Genomic DNA, 15,282 nt, shown 5'->3' with positions numbered 1-15,282 from the left:
TTCGCAAAGAGGTTTATCTGATGACATCTGCACCTACCACCCTGGCTCTGCAACTGGCTCGTCGTGACTGGGAAAACCCCGGCGTCACGCAATGGCATCGTTTAGCGGCCCACGCGCCGATGAACAGCTGGCGCAATCCACTTGCGGGGCAGCAAGACGCGGCTTCAGCTTCGCTAAAATCCCTCAACGGTGAGTGGCGTTTTAGCTTCTTTAGCGCCCCTGAAGCGGTGCCGGATGTCTGGCTCGAAGGCGATTTGCCCGATGCCGTCGTCATGCCGGTGCCGTCGAACTGGCAGATGCAGGGTTTTGATACGCCGATTTATACCAACGTCACCTATCCCATTCCGGTCACCCCGCCGCAGGTGCCTGCCGACAACCCGACCGGCTGCTATTCGCGCGACGTTGAGGTGCCGGAAAGCTGGCTGCAAAAAGGGCAGACGAGAATTGTGTTCGACGGTGTGAACTCTGCGTTTCATTTATGGTGCAACGGCGTATGGATTGGTTACTCCCAGGACAGTCGCCTGCCTGCGGAATTTGACCTCAGCGAGGTGCTGGTGGCCGGACGCAACCGGCTGGCGGTGATGGTGCTGCGCTGGTGCGACGGCAGCTATTTGGAAGATCAGGACATGTGGCGGATGAGCGGCATTTTCCGCGACGTCTCGCTACTGCATAAGCCCCCGACGCGGATTGCTGATTATTATCACGTCACGGATTTGAACGAGGATTTCAGCCGCGGTGTGCTCAAGCTTAACGTGGTGCTGGAAGGTGAGGCGTTTAACGAAACCGAAGTGGAAGCGGTGCTCTGGCGTGATGGCGAGGAAATTGGCCGCCAACGGCAAAAGCCGGGCAGCGACACTGTCGATGAACGCGGCAACTGGGCCGAACGGTTAGCGCTGGCCATTCCGGTAAACGAACCGCAATTGTGGAGTGCGGAGATCCCGAATCTTTATCGACTGACGATCACCCTGTTTAACGCCGACGGCCAGGCGCTGGAAACCGAAGCCTGCGATGTTGGTTTTCGCCGGGTAGCCATCGTTGATGGCCTGCTGACGCTCAACGGCAAACCGCTGCTTATCCGCGGCGTGAACCGCCACGAGCATCACCCGCAAACCGGGCAGGCCGTGGATGAAGCCACGATGCGGCAGGATATTTTGCTGATGAAGCAGAATAACTTTAACGCCGTGCGCTGCTCGCATTATCCCAACCATCCGCTGTGGTACCGACTCTGCGACCGCTACGGACTGTATGTGGTGGATGAGGCGAATATTGAAACCCACGGCATGGTGCCGATGAGTCGTCTGGCGGACGATCCTCGTTGGTTACCGGCGATGAGCGAGCGTGTGACGCGCATGGTGAGCCGCGATCGCAACCATCCGTCGATCGTTATCTGGTCACTCGGTAATGAATCCGGGCACGGTGCGAACCACGATGCGCTGTATCGCTGGCTGAAAACCACCGATCCGACGCGTCCGGTCCAGTACGAAGGCGGCGGGGCGAATAGCGCCGCGACCGATATCATCTGCCCGATGTACGCGCGGGTCGATCAGGATCAGCTGTTCCCGGCGGTACCGAAATGGTCGCTGAAAAAATGGATCGGTCTGCCGGAAGAATCGCGACCGCTGATCCTTTGTGAATACGCCCATGCGATGGGCAATAGCTTTGGCGGATTTGCCAAATACTGGCAGGCGTTCCGCGAGTTCCCACGTTTACAGGGCGGATTCGTCTGGGACTGGGTCGATCAGGCGCTGTGTAAAACCGATTCCGATGGGCAGACATTTTGGGCCTACGGGGGAGATTTTGGCGACACGCCCAATGATCGCCAGTTCTGCATGAACGGCCTGGTTTTCCCGGATCGCACGCCGCATCCGGCGTTGTTTGAAGCCAAACGCGCGCAGCAGTTTTTCCAGTTCTGTCTGCATTCGCTCGCGCCGCTGCGTGTGGAAATCTGCAGCGAATACTTGTTCCGCCACAGCGATAACGAGCGTTTATGCTGGTGGATTTCGCGCGATGGTGAACGTCTGGCCGAAGGCGAATGCGAATTGAATCTGGCGCCGCAGAGCAGCCAGTTGCTTGAGCTTTCGGACATGACGCTGCCCGCGGGCGAGGGTGAAATTTGGCTGAACGTCGAGGTGTGGCAGACCGATGCCACAGCCTGGTCTGAGGCCAATCATCTTTGCGCCTGGGACCAATGGCCGCTGCCCGCGCCGCTCGCCGTGCCTGCCCCGCATGTTGCGGGTTATGCACCGGAGCTGGCCGTGAGTGAAAAAGCTTTCACCGTCACCCACGGTAGCCAGCGCTGGGCTTTTTGCCGGGAAAGCGGACACCTGAGCCAGTGGTGGCGTGACGAGCAGCCGGGATTATTGACGCCAGTGATGGATAACTTCACCCGCGCGCCACTGGATAACGATATTGGCGTCAGCGAAGCCACGCGCATCGATCCGAACGCCTGGGTTGAACGCTGGAAGGCCGCCGGGCTGTACGCCATGAATGCCCGTCTGCTGCATTGTGAAGCCCGCCAGCAGGGCGATGAGGTGGTGATTCACACGCGCCACGTTTGGGAGCATCAGCAGAAAACGCTGTTTATCTCGGATAAGTGCTGGCGCGTCGACGACGACGGCATACTACACGCAGAAATCGACGTCACCGTGGCGACCGATATCCCTGAGCCTTCGCGCATCGGCCTGTGCTGTCAGCTGGTCCACATTGCGCCAGAGGCATCGTGGCTGGGCCTTGGACCGCATGAAAACTACCCCGACAGAAAGCTTGCCGCGCGTCAGGGGCGCTGGACGTTACCGCTTGAAAAACTGCATACGCCGTATATTTTCCCCACTGAAAATGGCCTGCGCTGCGACACCCGCGAACTGCGCTACAGCGATAATCTCTGGCAGGGCGCGTTCCATTTTGGCCTGAGCCGCTATAGTCAACAGCAACTGCATGAGGTGAGCCATCAGCATTTACTGCGTGAAGAAGCGGGCTGCTGGCTGAACCTGGACGCGTTCCACATGGGCGTCGGCGGTGACGATTCATGGAGCCCGAGCGTATCGCCAGAATTCCTGCTGCCATCGCGCCGCCTGCGTTATGCGTTCAGCTGGCGTCGCGACTAAACTTATCAACGCCGGATGCGGTCAGACACGCTGGCCGCACCGTTCACTTCGGAGGTTATCTCATGAAGTATGTTGATGGTTTTGTCGTTGCCGTGCCTGCGGACAAAAAGGAGGCGTATATCGCGCTGGCGGCAAAGGCGGCACTGCTGTTTAAAGAGTTTGGTGCAACTCGCGTGGTGGAATGTTGGGCAGACGATGTGCCGGACGGCAAGCTGACCGATTTTCGCATGGCGGTAAAAGCCGAAGACAATGAAGAAGTGGTTTTCAGCTGGATTGAATACCCCTCGAAAGAGGTTCGGGATGCGGCCAACGCGAAGATGATGGCCGATCCGCGGATGAAAGAGATGGGCGACAGCATGCCGTTTGATGGTAAACGGATGATTTACGGCGGCTTCGCCCCGATCCTCGATGAGTAAATGATGAATACGGCTGTGCGGCGTGCCGCCAGCCGTTTTATTCAGGACACTTTGGTGAACAGGTGACGTTTGTCGAGCCGTCGGTGTGAAAAAGGATCGTTCATTCCTGTGCGAGGTTTTCCTGCGCCCAGGTAATGAATTCCGCCTTCGGTAGCGCTTTGCAGAACAGCCAGCCCTGACCAAACTGCACGCCATGCTCCGCCAGCCAGCGGCGCTGGCACTCAGTTTCCACCCCTTCTGCCACCATCGCCAGCTGCAATGCTTTAGCCATTTCAATGATGTGCGGGGTGACGTTTTTAAACTCCAGTGCATCGACAAATGACTTATCGATTTTGATGATGTCGACGTCGAGATTTTGCAGATAGCTGAGACTGGAATAGCCAGTGCCGAAATCATCGATGTACAGCGCATATCCTGCCTGACGCAGCTGGCTCAGGGTGCTGGCACTGTTTTTCAAATCGATAAAGCTGCGTTCAGTGAGCTCTAACGCCACCTGTGAGGGCGTTAAACTCCATTTGTTTAACTGCTGGGCGAGTTGGGCGGGCAGCCGCGTGGTGATCAAATCCTGCGGATCGAGATTGATTGAGACGTGCTGTGTCGGATGCTGCTTCAGCCACGGACCCAAATCCTCAAATACTTTCTCGACGATAAGGCCGGTGAGGCGCGTAATCAGCCCGGTTTGTTCAGCCAGCGGAACGAAAATCTCCGGTGACAAAAAGGTGCCGTCCGGCTGTCGCCAGCGGGCCAGGGCTTCTGCGCCAACGATCCGGCTCGAGCGTAACGAGACAATCGGCTGATAATACACGTCGAGGCTGCGGGTATTTATGGCGTCGAGCATACGGTGATAGGGCGATTGCAGATTGCGCACCATGCGCAAAATCAGCAGCGATGCGAGCCCGCTGATTAACACGCCGAGCGGCAGCCACAGCAGTAATTGCTGGTGCCATTTGTCGGTCAGCGGCGCAACAGGAGCCCAGACCACCTGCGATAAGCCGATATCCGGGTAGTCGCGCAGGTTGTAAAGCATACCGTCGTGCTCAAAGGTGTGGTTGCCTTTGTGGCGCTCCTGCTGCCATAGCAACAGGTCAAACGGTGCGCTTTGGGCGACAATGCGGCCGCTCTGGCTGCCAATCAACACGGTGTTGATAGTCCATTGCGCGAAGGGCACAACGTCGACAAATGAACCGGGATCAATCATCACCATATGCCGTTGGCTCGCCAGTGCCACCATGTCATGATTGATGCCCAAGTCGTTGCTGTTGGTCAGCCAAACGCGATAGCCATCCGGGGTCCGGCGGTTGGTCGGCGGAAACTGCATTTCGCTGCTGTGGCTTTCCAGGGAAGAACATTCCGGCTTCATGCCATTGAGCGATAAGACTTCCTGGATATCACGGTGCGTATAGGACGCGCGCCGCATTGCCTGCAGATGTTCAGGGCTACAGATCCGGCCCTGAAAGGTGTCAATTTCTTGCAGTGCCGATTTAGCCTGTTCCACTACCAGATGCGTGCGCAATATGGTGCGTTCACCATATTGGTTGAGGTCATGATTAAACTCTTTTTCTGCCTGATAATGCGCGAGCCACACACTGAGCGTGACCGGTAACAGGACCGAGAGGATTAGCACGCCCACGACCAGACCGATCGTTCTTTTACTTGTCATGGGCCTGTTTTCCTTTCAGCGCTGAATTCATCATGTTCTGCCAATTATATGCAATGATAGGGTTAACTGTCTTTTTTCAAAGGACTAATTTGGGAAGCGGCGATGAAAAAAAATGAGTTCGTCACGCAGGATCTGCTCAGCAAAATTTATCAGCAGGGTGATGCGGCCCCGCGCAAATTGCCGCCTGAACGACAGCTGGCGGAAGAATACGGCGTGTCGCGCTTTACGGTACGTCAGGCGCTGGAAAAGCTGGCGAGTATTGGCATCGTCAGAATTGTGCAGGGATCGGGATGCTGGATTAACGAACAGGCGCGAAATAATCCGCTGGTGTACAACTCGATTACCGAAAAGCGTTTCGACCAGATGCGTTATCGGATGATAAGCCTGCATAAAAAACGCCCGAATCGCGAGGAGCAACAGATATTCGGGCTAACGGATGATGATTTTATCTGGCAGTTTTGTCGTCTGCGCTATGTGGACGACAGCCCAGTGCAAATCGAGGTGTCGCGCATGCCGTCGACGACGTTCGCTGACCTCAATCAGCAGGTTATCGAACGATCGTTACAGCAATATGTTCTGGAAAAGGGCTACCAAATTTCGCACATGCTCACGACGTATCGGGCGGTAAACGTTAGTCGGGAACAGGCAGAATTATTGGGCTGCAAAAAGGGCAGCCCGGCGATGCTCATCAATAACCGTGGCATTCTGGCGGGTGGGCAGGTCTACGCCGTCAGCGATATTATCGATATCAACTACACCTGCACCTACGTGATCCCGCATAACCGCGATAACCTCGCATTCCGCCAGCAGCCAGGCTGATTACGGCGTGTGCAGCGCGCCGTCTGGCAGGCGGCTTTGGGTCCATTCATGCGGGCGGTAAACCACCGGATGCGCGAGGGCCAGCGCTTCGTTGAAATCGACGCCAATGCCGTTGGCCTGCGGCGGATATACGTAGCCATCTTTAACTTCCGGTGCGCCGGGGAATACCGCGTCGGTGGTGGCCGAGCGCGGAATATATTCCTGAATCGCGGCGTTGTGGAGATGAATATTCAGATGCGTATTCACCGCCACGCCAATCGGCGTCATGTCGCCAGGACCATGCCACGCCAGCCGCACGCCAAAGGCCTGACACAGCACCGCCAGCTTCAGCGCCGGGGTGATCCCGCCAATCTGAGATACGTGGCAGCGAATAAAATCGATCTGCCGGTTCACAATTACGTCGTGCCATTCCGCAGGGTTGTTGAACAGCTCGCCCAGCGCCAGCGGAACGCTGCTCTGCTGACGAATTTGTGCCAGCCACGGGGTTTGCTGAGGCGGCAAAATGTCTTCAATAAAGTACGGCTGGTAGGGTTCAAGCTGTTTGGCTAACTGCACCGCCTGCTGCGGGAACAGGCGTTCGTGGACGTCATGCAGAATATGGAAACGGTGGCCGTAGCGTTCGCGCAGGGCGCGGAACATTTCCACCGTGTTACGCATGTACTGGTCCTGGCAGAACCATGCGCCGGACGAGGGGTTTTCCGGCGCATGCAATTCCGTCGGGGTGCCGCCATAAAAGCCGAGCTGGCAGCGAATGTGGCGATAGCCCTTTTCCAGCAACCCATCGACAGCGACGTACAGCTGTGCCAGCGTTTCACCGCTGGCGTGCGAATAGGCGGCGATCGCATCCCGGGATTTCCCGCCCAGCAGCTGGTACAGCGGCATATTCGCCAGCCGCGCTTTGATATCCCACAGCGCCATATCAACCCCGGCCATGGCGTTGTTCATCGCCGGGCCGTTACGCCAGTAGGCGTTGACGTTCATCATCTGCCAGAGATCTTCGATATTATTGGCGTCGCGGCCCATCAGCAGCGGGCGCAGGTATTCATCGACCAGCGTTTTGACCGCCAGAGGGCGCTGCTGAAATGTGGCGCAGCCGAGGCCGGTAACGCCTTTGTCAGTGGTAATGCGCACCGTTACCAGATTATGGCGGTCGGGGCGGGTGATGAAGCAGTCGATAGCGGTAATAAGCGTCGGTTGCACGGAAAAAAGCTCCCTGTCTGAGACAGAAAAAGAACATGATTGATGATTTATCTTCGCCCTATTTTTAGGGGCAGGTAAACCTTTTTCTGGAATAAATATTTTGGTCTGAAATAGAGGGTTAATTGAATTAAAAACCAGACCAATTGTGCCTCGAAACGACATTGATGGCTAATTAGATCGAGAAGTGTGAGGGCCTTCAAATTTTATTGGTTTGTTTTACGTGGTGGGCTTGATTACCATCCGGATAACCAAAACAAGTACACTTCGCAGGAGTCACTATGGGGACGCGAGACGCCATCGCCCGGATTATTCAGCTGGTCGGTGGGCAAGATAATATCAATAAAGTCTGGCACTGCATGACCCGTTTACGCTTTGATTTAATTGATGATAGCAAAATCGAACAGAGCGAAATTAAGAAGCTGCCCGGCGTGCTGGGCGCCCAATTACAAAGCGATCAGTTCCAGATAATCATTGGTCCGAAAGTGAACGGCTGGTATGAGCAATTGCAGGAAACGCTGGGCCAGCGTGATGCGCCAGCCGCGTCGGACGCGAAAGGGCGAAAAAGCCTGGTGTCGCTGTTTATGGATACCGTCTCTGGCGTGTTTGGTCCGATTGTGCCAGCGATTGCCGGGGCCGGGATGATCAAAGGTTTGCTGGCTGGATTAATTGCGCTGAAAGTGGTGTCGCCGAAAAGTGAAACGGTGATGGTCATCGACCTTATCGCCAGCGGCGTGTTCTATTTCCTGCCGTTTTTCCTGGCGGTTTCCGCAGCGAAAATCTTCAAAACCAATGAATACCTCGCGGCCGCGGTGGCGGCTTGCCTGATGTATCCGACCTTAATCGACGCGGCAAAGGCGCTGGCGACGCACCAGCCGGATGCGGCTTCCGCGCTGTGGCTGATGAACGCGATCCCGGTGTCGGTGTTTAACTATTCATCGAGCGTTATTCCGGTAATTTTCTCGGTGCTGGCGCTGAAATACATCCACAAATGGGTCGACAGCATCATGCCTGAGGTGCTGAAAACGGTATTCACGCCAACGCTGACGCTGTTTATCGGCGCGCTGGCGGCATTGGTGGTGATTGGTCCGATTGGCATCTGGCTGGGTAAAGGGCTGGCGCTGTTTATCGAAGGCCTGTTCAGCGTGTCAGCGAGCTTTGCCGGGCTGGTGGTGGGGGCGATCCGTCCCGTGGCGATCCTGACCGGGATGCATCACGCAATGACGCCGATTGCCCTGCAAAACTTCAGCGATCGCGGCTACGACATGCTGATGCCGATGATGTTTATGGCCAATATGGCGATTGCCGGGGCGACGTTTGCTATCTGGCGTTTGAGCAAGGATCGCCAGGACCGTACGGTGACGCTATCGGCGGCGGTTTCCGCGCTGCTCGGCATTACCGAACCGGCGCTGTTTGGCGTGCTGACGCGCTATAAAAAGGCCTTTATCGCCGCAACGATCGCCAGTTCAGTAGCCTCGGCGTTTATCGCGTTCTTCGGTGTGCGCCTGTACGGCTACATTTTGTCGAGCATTTTCAGTTTACCGGCCTATATCGGCCCGTATTTTGTCTTTGCGCTGTCGGGCGTGGTAATTGCGCTAGTGCTGTCGTTTACGCTGACCACGCTGCTGGTGGGCCGGGAACAACAGTAAACCAATACGATTTCAGATCTAAAGGGCGGCGTGAGTCGCCTTTTTAATACGCCAAATCTCTCCGTTATCCCTCTCTTTTATTCAGTTACGCAGAAAAACTGTGTGATAACTCACATTTTTTAAAGCGCGTTTTACGTGCGTTCCCCGCGTGTGAAAAACCGAAAACAGAACACGAAAAGATGCGCAGTAATCTATTGAAATAAAAGTCAATTAATCAGCTCGTGAATAAAAGATTAAATGTGATTAAATTCACAAAAATGAGTCTTTCCAGGCATCTGTCAATACCTGTGATGGGTACGGGAATGACAAATTTGTGACTTTCATTGCAAATTTAGGGCTTGTTAAAAGGAAAAATCATTGTCAGGAAATTAAACGGGGTGACGCTCATGAAAATCGGCATGGTAATTAGTGGCGGAGATGTGACAGGGATAAATAATTTTGTATTTCAAGTGTCACGACTCGCGCGGGCAGATATCATCTTATTTAATGGTGGTATTGCTGGTCTATTGAAAAATACGCATCAGGCTATTTCTCTACGTGATTTAGTGGACTTTTCTGTTGCCGCCATTCCGATTATGTCTTCGGGTAGAACCAGCCGTAAATTGATGGCCTCTGAATATGAAACCATCGCCAGGCAGCTTAAAGCCCTGCATATTGATGTGCTTATTATGGCGGGCGGTGATGGTTCATTACAGTTTCTTCACCACCTTAGTGAGTACGGCGTTAATTGCTTCGGCGTCGGCATGACCATCGATAATGACGTCTACGGCAGCGATTACACGATTGGTTTTTCTACTGCCTGCGAACAAATTATTAAAGAGGTCGCAAAGCTGCGTAATACAGGGCGGGCATTGCCGGGACGGGTATTTATGGTTGAGCTCCTGGGGGGCTACTGTGGTGAACTGACGTTGCAGTCGGCCATTAAAAGCAACGCCGATTTCGCGCTGATCCCTGAATGCCAGCAGACGCTGAGCGAACTGGCCGGGAAAATTACTGCCAGGCTTGAATCGCAAAACAGTGTCGTGATCCTCTGTTCTGAAGGCTACACCAAAGAGTACTCCCCCGGCTTTCAGGGGGCGATTGATACCATGATTAAACAGCTTGAACCGAAAATTGGCGTGCGGATCCGTAAGTCAATAATCGGCTATAGCCTGCGTAACGGTGAGCCAACCTGCGAAGAGATTTATCAGGGTACCATAATGGCCACAGAGGTCGTGCGCTGTATCCGGTCAGGCATGAGAAATAAAGCAGTCATTATTAATTCGAGTAATAAACCGATCCCAATAGATTTAATCAGTATGCAAAAGCGCCTCGTCGACACCGAAGGGCATCATTATAAATTAGCCAGGCAACTCGATATTATTTGAGGAGTGAATCAATGCTTAAAATTCTATGCGTATGTGGCTGCGGTTTAGGTTCCAGTTTCGCCATTGAAATGACGGCGAAGGCGGTGCTTAAAAAATTAGAAATCCCTGCTGAGATTGAACACACTACCGTCTCCGAAGCGGGCGCCTTTAAATCCGATATTATTCTCACGCAAAAAACCTTTGCCGATATTTTAACGGCGGACGCCAGTGAAGAGGAAATTAAACGCGTTATCGTTCTGCACCGCTTAACGGATAAAGACGAAATCGAGCAGAAAATTGTCGCCTTTTTAAAAGAACGCAATGTGAAGGTACTCGAAAATGAATAGCATTATTAACTTTATTGTTAAGGACCTGCTGGGGCAGGCATCGATTCTGATTGCCTTTATCGCCATGCTCGGTCTTTTATTGCAGAAGAAATCGAAGGGCAAAGTAGCGGAAGGCACGTTTAAAACGCTGCTCGGCTTTTTAATCATGATGGCGGGCATCAATATTATTGTCGATACCCTGACCTTCCTGAACGATATTTTCACCCACGGCTTTGGCATGAAGGGCTACATCACCGACGTGGCGGCGATTGCGGGGCTGGCAAACCGCGAGCTCGGTTCCGAAGTGGCACTCACGCTGATGGTCATTTTCATCGTCAACATCATCATTGCCCGCATTACGCCGTTTAAATATATCTTCCTTACCGGGCAGGCACTGCTGTGGATGGCAACCATCGGTGCGGTTATCGGCTACAAATCGGGGCTGACAGGGGCACCGTTGATTCTGACCGGCGGGATTTTCGGCGGGATTATGGCAGTGTTGATGCCCGCGCTGGCTCAGCCAGTGGTTCGCCGTATCACGGGTTCTGATGATGTTGCCCTGGGCCACTTCTGCACTATTGGCTATCTGGTGCAGGCGGCGGTGGCGAAGGTGGTGGGCAAAGGATCGAAATCCACTGAAGACCTGGTGCTGCCGGATAATTTCAAATTCCTGCAGGATACCTACCTCTCTATGGCCGTGGTGATGATCCCGATGTATCTCATCCCGGCTCTGGCGGCTGGCCCGGAGTACATCAGCCAGTATTCTAACGGCGTGAACTACCTGATGTTCGCATTTATGCAATCGATTCAGTTTGTTGCCGGGGTGTTCGTGCTTTACAGCGGCGTGCGTCTACTGCTTAACGAACTGGTTCCCGCATTTCGCGGCATTGCGATGCGCATTGTGCCCGACGCTAAACCCGCGCTGGATTGCCCGGTTCTGTTCCCGTATGCCCCTAACGCCGTCATCGTCGGTTTCCTGGCCACCACAGCGGGTTCAATCATTGGCATGATTGTCTTCCCGATGTTTGGTCTGGCGATGATCCTCCCCGGTCTGCTGACCAACTTCTTTGCCGGCGGTACCGCAGGCATTTTCGGTAACGCGATGGGGGGCAGGCGAGGGGCAGTGATCGGCGGCGTGGTACACGGCCTGTTCATTACCTTCCTGCCGGCAATCCTGGTACCGATGCTGGAAAGCTACGGCTTTACCGGCGTGACCTTCAGCGACTCCGACGTGATCAGCAGCGGCCTGATTCTGGGGCATGTCTTCCAGAATAACTGGACGTTTGTTGGCGTATTTATCCTGTTCGTGGCGCTCATCGCCTGGTTCGTGAATGGTAAATCAACCAAACCTCAAGAGGAAAAAGTGCATGAGTCTGTATAACTTCCCAGATTTATTACAGGTAGCAAAAGAACGCGGTTTTAAAGCAGTGGGTTCCTTTAATTTACATTGTCTGGAAATGTTGCCCGCTTATTTTAAAGCCGCCAAAGTAACGAACAGCCCGCTAATGATTCAGATCTCAACGGGCACCGCGGAATATTTAGGTTATCGCTTACTGGTTGATTCGGTTTGTTCTTTAGCTGAAAGCCAGAATATCCCGACCTGCCTGCATCTTGATCACTGTTCGGATATTGAATCCATTAACACGGCAATTGATGCCGGGTTCAGTTCAGTCATGTATGACGGCTCGCATCTGGAAATGGCAGAGAATATCGCCAATACGCGAAAAGTTATCGCAATTGCCCGTCTGCGAAATGTATCTGTTGAAGCAGAGTTAGGCGCAATCGGCGGTTCGGAAGACGGTAAAGCGGTGGCGGCGGAAGATATTTGTTTTACCACTACGGAAGATGCCCGGCACTTTGTTGCTGAAACGCAGGTCGATATGCTGGCGGTCTCCGTGGGCACCGTACATGGCCTGTATACCGGCAAAGCCAAAATCCAGCATCAGCGCCTGGCGGACATCAGCGAAGTCACCAGAACGCCTCTGGTACTGCACGGTGGGACGGGCGTCAGCGATGAGGATATGCGCCGTGCCGTGGCGGGGGGAATCGACAAAGTGAACGTCGGTACAGAGATGAACGTTCAGTGGGTCGGTCATTGCCAGGAGACGTTTGGCAAAGGCAAAGTTAATGACAGCGTGCGAAAATTTTTAATTCCGGCTAACGATGCGGTGGCTGCGGTATTAATCGAAAAGATCGCATTGTTTAAATAACGGATGCGTTAATCTTTACTCTTCACTGTAACCCTGGTTGCCCGACAATCATCAGGGCGGGAGATAGCTATGTTTGAATCACTAAAAAGAGTGTTTAAGCCGTATAATACAGATACGGAAAAATATGATATTCAGGCGGGAGAGCTTGCGGCTGAATTAACGGCTCTGGAAAATACATTATCGGCAGATCCCCTGAATAGCGAAGCGCAAAAAACATTAATGCTGCGTTATAACCAGGCGTTACAGGTCTTTGCGAAGAGTAAAACACACCGTCAGTATATCGATCCTTTATTTGTCAAAATAGACGAGCTGCGCAATATCATCCGCAGAACTATTTAAGGAGCCACTATGGCGATTAAGGAGTTATTGATCGAGGCGCAGGCAATCCAGGTCGGCGTACGTGAAAAAGACTGGCAAAAGGTCATTGAAATGGCCGCCCGGCCGCTGGTTGAGAACGGCTATATTTTGCCGTCCTATCACCAGGCGGTAATCGCTAACACGCTGGAGCACGGTGCCTATTACGTGTTTGAGGAAGGCATCGCTATGCCCCATGCCAGGCCGGAGTGCGGGGTGCTGAAAAACAGCTTCAGCCTGCTACTGCTGGATGAGCCGATAGGTTTTGCCGACAGCGACAAGGCCGATATCGTTATCATGTTTGCAGCCAAAGACAGCAATGCACATATCGAAGAGGGTATTCGCGCCATTGTGAATTGGCTTGGTGACGACGACGTTATGGCAAAACTGCGCAAGGCAAAAGCGAAAGAAGAGGTGATTGCAATATTATGAGTCAGACAACGCGAACACAGGGCAAAACGGTGGTACTTGTGAACGGCGTTCCCGCATCAGGGAAGAGCACCATCGCACAACTGTTGTCAGAACATTTTGCTCTGCCAGTGCTGACCATCGACGGTATTAAAGAGCCGTTTATGGCGCAATTTGACAATATCGACAGGCCATTCAATCGCCGTTTGGGCTGCGCCGCGTATGAGGTGATCTGGTCGATAGTCGCTGCCAGCCCGCAGCAGTGTGTCTTTCTGATTGATGCATGGTTTGGCTTCCAGCCGAAGGAATCGTTGATCCGTTATCTCGAAAAAGCAGGCATTACCCGGGTTCTGGAGGTGTGGAATAGTATCCCCGGAAATTTGGCGGCGGCACGCTATGCACAGAGACTGGGAGTCAGGCGTAACGGCCATCCCGGTGAAGAGTACCTTCCCGAGTTATTGCGCCTGGCAGATTGCGCGCAACCTATGTCGTTAGGGCCCGTGTATACCGTGGATCAGGGGAAGCCGGTGGATAATACGGCCCTGATTGCCTGGCTGACTCATGCGCTGGAAGAGTAAACCTTGCGATAGGAAGGGTTGATCTGGGGAGAGGGTGGGTGTATTTTGTTGTTATGTTATACTATAACAATTGAGGTTGATTATGAGAACCGATATCCATCCACACTACCGTACCGTGGTGTTCCACGACACCAGCGCCAACGAATACTTCAAAGTCGGGTCGACCATTAAAACCGACAGGGAAATCGAACTGGACGGGGAAACTTTCCCGTACATCACCCTTGAAGTGTCGTCTAAGTCGCATCCGTTCTATACCGGGAAGCAAAAAACCTTCTCGAATGAAGGCAGCATGGCGCGTTTCCGTCAGCGTTTTGGCGGCTTTCTTGATGCGAAACGAGGCTAAACATGCAGGTTCTGAATTCACTTAAAAGCGCGAAACAGCGCCACCCGGATTGTCAGATTGTAAGACGCAAAGGGCGATTGTACGTCATTTGCAAAACAAACCCCCGCTTTAAAGCTGTGCAGGGGCGCAAGAAAAGACGTTAACGTTTTGGTTGTCGCCAACTTTCCAGGGAAGTCCTCTGCTTGCCGTCGGCGCTAAAATTATCGGCGGCAAGCCATTTCTGCATCGCGCCATCTACCTCTGGCCACTCCTGGTCGATAATCGAAAACCAGTCTGTGTCACGATTATGCCCTTTGATAACCAGCGCCTGACGAAATTGCCCTTCATACTGAAAGCCCATGCGCAGCGCGGCGCGGCGGGACGGCTCATTCAGACTGTTACATTTCCACTCATATCGGCGATAGCCGAGAGTGTCGAACGCGTAACGCATCAGCAGCCATTGCGCTTCGGTGGACATCGGCGTGCGGCTCAGCAGCGGTGAAAAATGCACATGGCCCACTTCAACGACGCCATTTTTACTGTCGATGCGCATCAACGCCAGCGTGCCAACCGGCTGCCCGCTCTGTTTATCGATGACCGCGAAATGAATCGGGTCCTGTAAGGTCACCACACTGTGCACCCACGCGCGGTAGCTTTCCACATCGGTGTCCGGCTCGCGCAGCAGCCATGTCCAGGCGCGGGTGTCTTCCGCCAGCTGATAGGCGGCAAACAGCGCGTCGGCATGTTCAGTCCGTAAAGGTTCTAGTCGGCACAGACGGCCTTCCAGGGTTTCACGACCCGGATGCGGGCGCGGCTGCCAGTCCGGGAGAGCTTCCCCAACCGGCTGACCAAACTCATTATTCTGACTCATACTGACTCCTTTTTGGACGCGT

The 15,282-nt window shown here is 53.7% G+C and carries 16 protein-coding genes; 13 read left to right on the top strand and 3 right to left on the bottom strand.

From position 1 onward, the window contains the following. The first annotated feature begins 20 nt into the window (after positions 1–20). Together MUU51_RS21090 and MUU51_RS21085 are read left to right on the top strand one after the other, a co-directional pair. Positions 21–3,104: a beta-galactosidase gene (locus MUU51_RS21090; RefSeq protein ID WP_258968539.1), complete on the top strand. Its 3,084-nt coding sequence runs from the start codon at positions 21–23 to the stop codon at positions 3,102–3,104. Between the two features lie 62 nt (positions 3,105–3,166). Beyond that, positions 3,167–3,520, top strand: coding sequence for a DUF1428 domain-containing protein (locus tag MUU51_RS21085; RefSeq protein ID WP_258968538.1), 354 nt, complete (start codon positions 3,167–3,169; stop codon positions 3,518–3,520). 100 nt (positions 3,521–3,620) lie between these two features. On the opposite strand, the gene pdeB is transcribed toward MUU51_RS21085, so the two are convergent. Beyond that, positions 3,621–5,180 carry a cyclic di-3',5'-guanosine monophosphate phosphodiesterase PdeB gene (gene pdeB, locus MUU51_RS21080; RefSeq protein WP_258968537.1) on the bottom strand — a complete coding sequence of 520 codons (1,560 nt, stop codon included), beginning with the start codon at positions 5,178–5,180 and terminating at the stop codon, positions 3,621–3,623. 102 nt (positions 5,181–5,282) lie between these two features. Between pdeB and MUU51_RS21075 the strand changes: the two genes are divergently transcribed. After that, positions 5,283–5,999, top strand: coding sequence for a GntR family transcriptional regulator (locus MUU51_RS21075; protein ID WP_159772723.1), 717 nt, complete (start codon positions 5,283–5,285; stop codon positions 5,997–5,999). Here the strand turns inward: MUU51_RS21075 and MUU51_RS21070 are convergent, their stop codons facing one another. Continuing rightward, positions 6,000–7,199 carry an enolase C-terminal domain-like protein gene (locus MUU51_RS21070; protein ID WP_258968536.1) on the bottom strand — a complete coding sequence of 400 codons (1,200 nt, stop codon included), beginning with the start codon at positions 7,197–7,199 and terminating at the stop codon, positions 6,000–6,002. A 278-nt stretch (positions 7,200–7,477) separates the two neighbouring features. Here MUU51_RS21070 and MUU51_RS21065 point away from each other — a divergent pair, with 278 nt between their 5' ends. From MUU51_RS21065 to ykgO, 10 genes are all read left to right on the top strand, one after another. Then, positions 7,478–8,845, top strand: a complete 1,368-nt coding sequence (locus MUU51_RS21065) for a PTS transporter subunit EIIC (RefSeq protein WP_159772729.1) — start codon at positions 7,478–7,480, stop codon at positions 8,843–8,845. A 386-nt stretch (positions 8,846–9,231) separates the two neighbouring features. Further along, positions 9,232–10,212 carry a 6-phosphofructokinase gene (locus MUU51_RS21060; protein ID WP_258968535.1) on the top strand — a complete coding sequence of 327 codons (981 nt, stop codon included), beginning with the start codon at positions 9,232–9,234 and terminating at the stop codon, positions 10,210–10,212. A gap of 11 nt (positions 10,213–10,223) precedes the next feature. After that, the gene (locus MUU51_RS21055; RefSeq protein ID WP_159772735.1) at positions 10,224–10,538 is read left to right on the top strand and encodes a PTS sugar transporter subunit IIB; all 315 of its coding nucleotides are present in this window, start codon (positions 10,224–10,226) and stop codon (positions 10,536–10,538) included. Further along, positions 10,531–11,898 carry a PTS sugar transporter subunit IIC gene (locus tag MUU51_RS21050; protein ID WP_159772738.1) on the top strand — a complete coding sequence of 456 codons (1,368 nt, stop codon included), beginning with the start codon at positions 10,531–10,533 and terminating at the stop codon, positions 11,896–11,898. The genes MUU51_RS21055 and MUU51_RS21050 overlap by 8 nt, the downstream gene beginning before the upstream one ends. Beyond that, entirely contained in the window at positions 11,885–12,727 is an 843-nt protein-coding gene (locus MUU51_RS21045) for a class II fructose-bisphosphate aldolase (protein WP_258968534.1), read from the top strand. Before MUU51_RS21050 ends, MUU51_RS21045 begins: the two co-directional genes overlap by 14 nt. A gap of 69 nt (positions 12,728–12,796) precedes the next feature. After that, positions 12,797–13,066 (top strand): hypothetical protein, encoded by a 270-nt coding sequence (locus tag MUU51_RS21040; protein ID WP_258968533.1) that lies wholly within the window; start codon positions 12,797–12,799, stop codon positions 13,064–13,066. Between the two features lie 9 nt (positions 13,067–13,075). Further along, a complete protein-coding gene (locus tag MUU51_RS21035; protein WP_159772747.1) occupies positions 13,076–13,513 on the top strand; it encodes a PTS sugar transporter subunit IIA in 438 nt (145 codons plus the stop codon). Next, a complete protein-coding gene (locus MUU51_RS21030) occupies positions 13,510–14,067 on the top strand; it encodes a P-loop nucleotide/nucleoside kinase family protein (protein ID WP_159772750.1) in 558 nt (185 codons plus the stop codon). Before MUU51_RS21035 ends, MUU51_RS21030 begins: the two co-directional genes overlap by 4 nt. 82 nt (positions 14,068–14,149) lie before the next feature. Then, on the top strand, positions 14,150–14,410 hold the full coding sequence (locus tag MUU51_RS21025) for a type B 50S ribosomal protein L31 (protein ID WP_159772753.1): 261 nt from the start codon (positions 14,150–14,152) through the stop codon (positions 14,408–14,410). A gap of 2 nt (positions 14,411–14,412) precedes the next feature. After that, positions 14,413–14,553, top strand: coding sequence for a type B 50S ribosomal protein L36 (ykgO, locus tag MUU51_RS21020; protein WP_097161539.1), 141 nt, complete (start codon positions 14,413–14,415; stop codon positions 14,551–14,553). Here ykgO and MUU51_RS21015 read toward each other — a convergent pair. Then, the gene (locus MUU51_RS21015; RefSeq protein WP_159772756.1) at positions 14,550–15,260 is read right to left on the bottom strand and encodes a GNAT family N-acetyltransferase; all 711 of its coding nucleotides are present in this window, start codon (positions 15,258–15,260) and stop codon (positions 14,550–14,552) included. The genes ykgO and MUU51_RS21015 overlap by 4 nt on opposite strands. Between the last annotated feature and the right edge of the window lie 22 nt (positions 15,261–15,282).

The organism is Scandinavium manionii, from assembly GCF_024764775.1.
GTDB classification, from domain to species: Bacteria; Pseudomonadota; Gammaproteobacteria; order Enterobacterales; family Enterobacteriaceae; genus Scandinavium; species Scandinavium manionii.
The sequence above is the reverse complement of the archived record's forward strand: the minus strand, read 5'-3'. Positions and strand labels throughout refer to the sequence as shown.

What these genes read in the sequence shown, in the direction of transcription:
- MUU51_RS21090 (WP_258968539.1), top strand. Translation starts at nt 21, where the DNA reads ATGACATCTGCACCTACCACCCTGGCTCTGCAACTGGCTCGTCGTGAC.
- MUU51_RS21085 (WP_258968538.1), top strand. Translation starts at nt 3,167, where the DNA reads ATGAAGTATGTTGATGGTTTTGTCGTTGCCGTGCCTGCGGACAAAAAG.
- pdeB (WP_258968537.1), bottom strand. Translation starts at nt 5,180, where the DNA reads ATGACAAGTAAAAGAACGATCGGTCTGGTCGTGGGCGTGCTAATCCTC.
- MUU51_RS21075 (WP_159772723.1), top strand. Translation starts at nt 5,283, where the DNA reads ATGAAAAAAAATGAGTTCGTCACGCAGGATCTGCTCAGCAAAATTTAT.
- MUU51_RS21065 (WP_159772729.1), top strand. Translation starts at nt 7,478, where the DNA reads ATGGGGACGCGAGACGCCATCGCCCGGATTATTCAGCTGGTCGGTGGG.
- MUU51_RS21060 (WP_258968535.1), top strand. Translation starts at nt 9,232, where the DNA reads ATGAAAATCGGCATGGTAATTAGTGGCGGAGATGTGACAGGGATAAAT.
- MUU51_RS21055 (WP_159772735.1), top strand. Translation starts at nt 10,224, where the DNA reads ATGCTTAAAATTCTATGCGTATGTGGCTGCGGTTTAGGTTCCAGTTTC.
- MUU51_RS21050 (WP_159772738.1), top strand. Translation starts at nt 10,531, where the DNA reads ATGAATAGCATTATTAACTTTATTGTTAAGGACCTGCTGGGGCAGGCA.
- MUU51_RS21045 (WP_258968534.1), top strand. Translation starts at nt 11,885, where the DNA reads ATGAGTCTGTATAACTTCCCAGATTTATTACAGGTAGCAAAAGAACGC.
- MUU51_RS21040 (WP_258968533.1), top strand. Translation starts at nt 12,797, where the DNA reads ATGTTTGAATCACTAAAAAGAGTGTTTAAGCCGTATAATACAGATACG.
- MUU51_RS21035 (WP_159772747.1), top strand. Translation starts at nt 13,076, where the DNA reads ATGGCGATTAAGGAGTTATTGATCGAGGCGCAGGCAATCCAGGTCGGC.
- MUU51_RS21030 (WP_159772750.1), top strand. Translation starts at nt 13,510, where the DNA reads ATGAGTCAGACAACGCGAACACAGGGCAAAACGGTGGTACTTGTGAAC.
- MUU51_RS21025 (WP_159772753.1), top strand. Translation starts at nt 14,150, where the DNA reads ATGAGAACCGATATCCATCCACACTACCGTACCGTGGTGTTCCACGAC.
- ykgO (WP_097161539.1), top strand. Translation starts at nt 14,413, where the DNA reads ATGCAGGTTCTGAATTCACTTAAAAGCGCGAAACAGCGCCACCCGGAT.
- MUU51_RS21015 (WP_159772756.1), bottom strand. Translation starts at nt 15,260, where the DNA reads ATGAGTCAGAATAATGAGTTTGGTCAGCCGGTTGGGGAAGCTCTCCCG.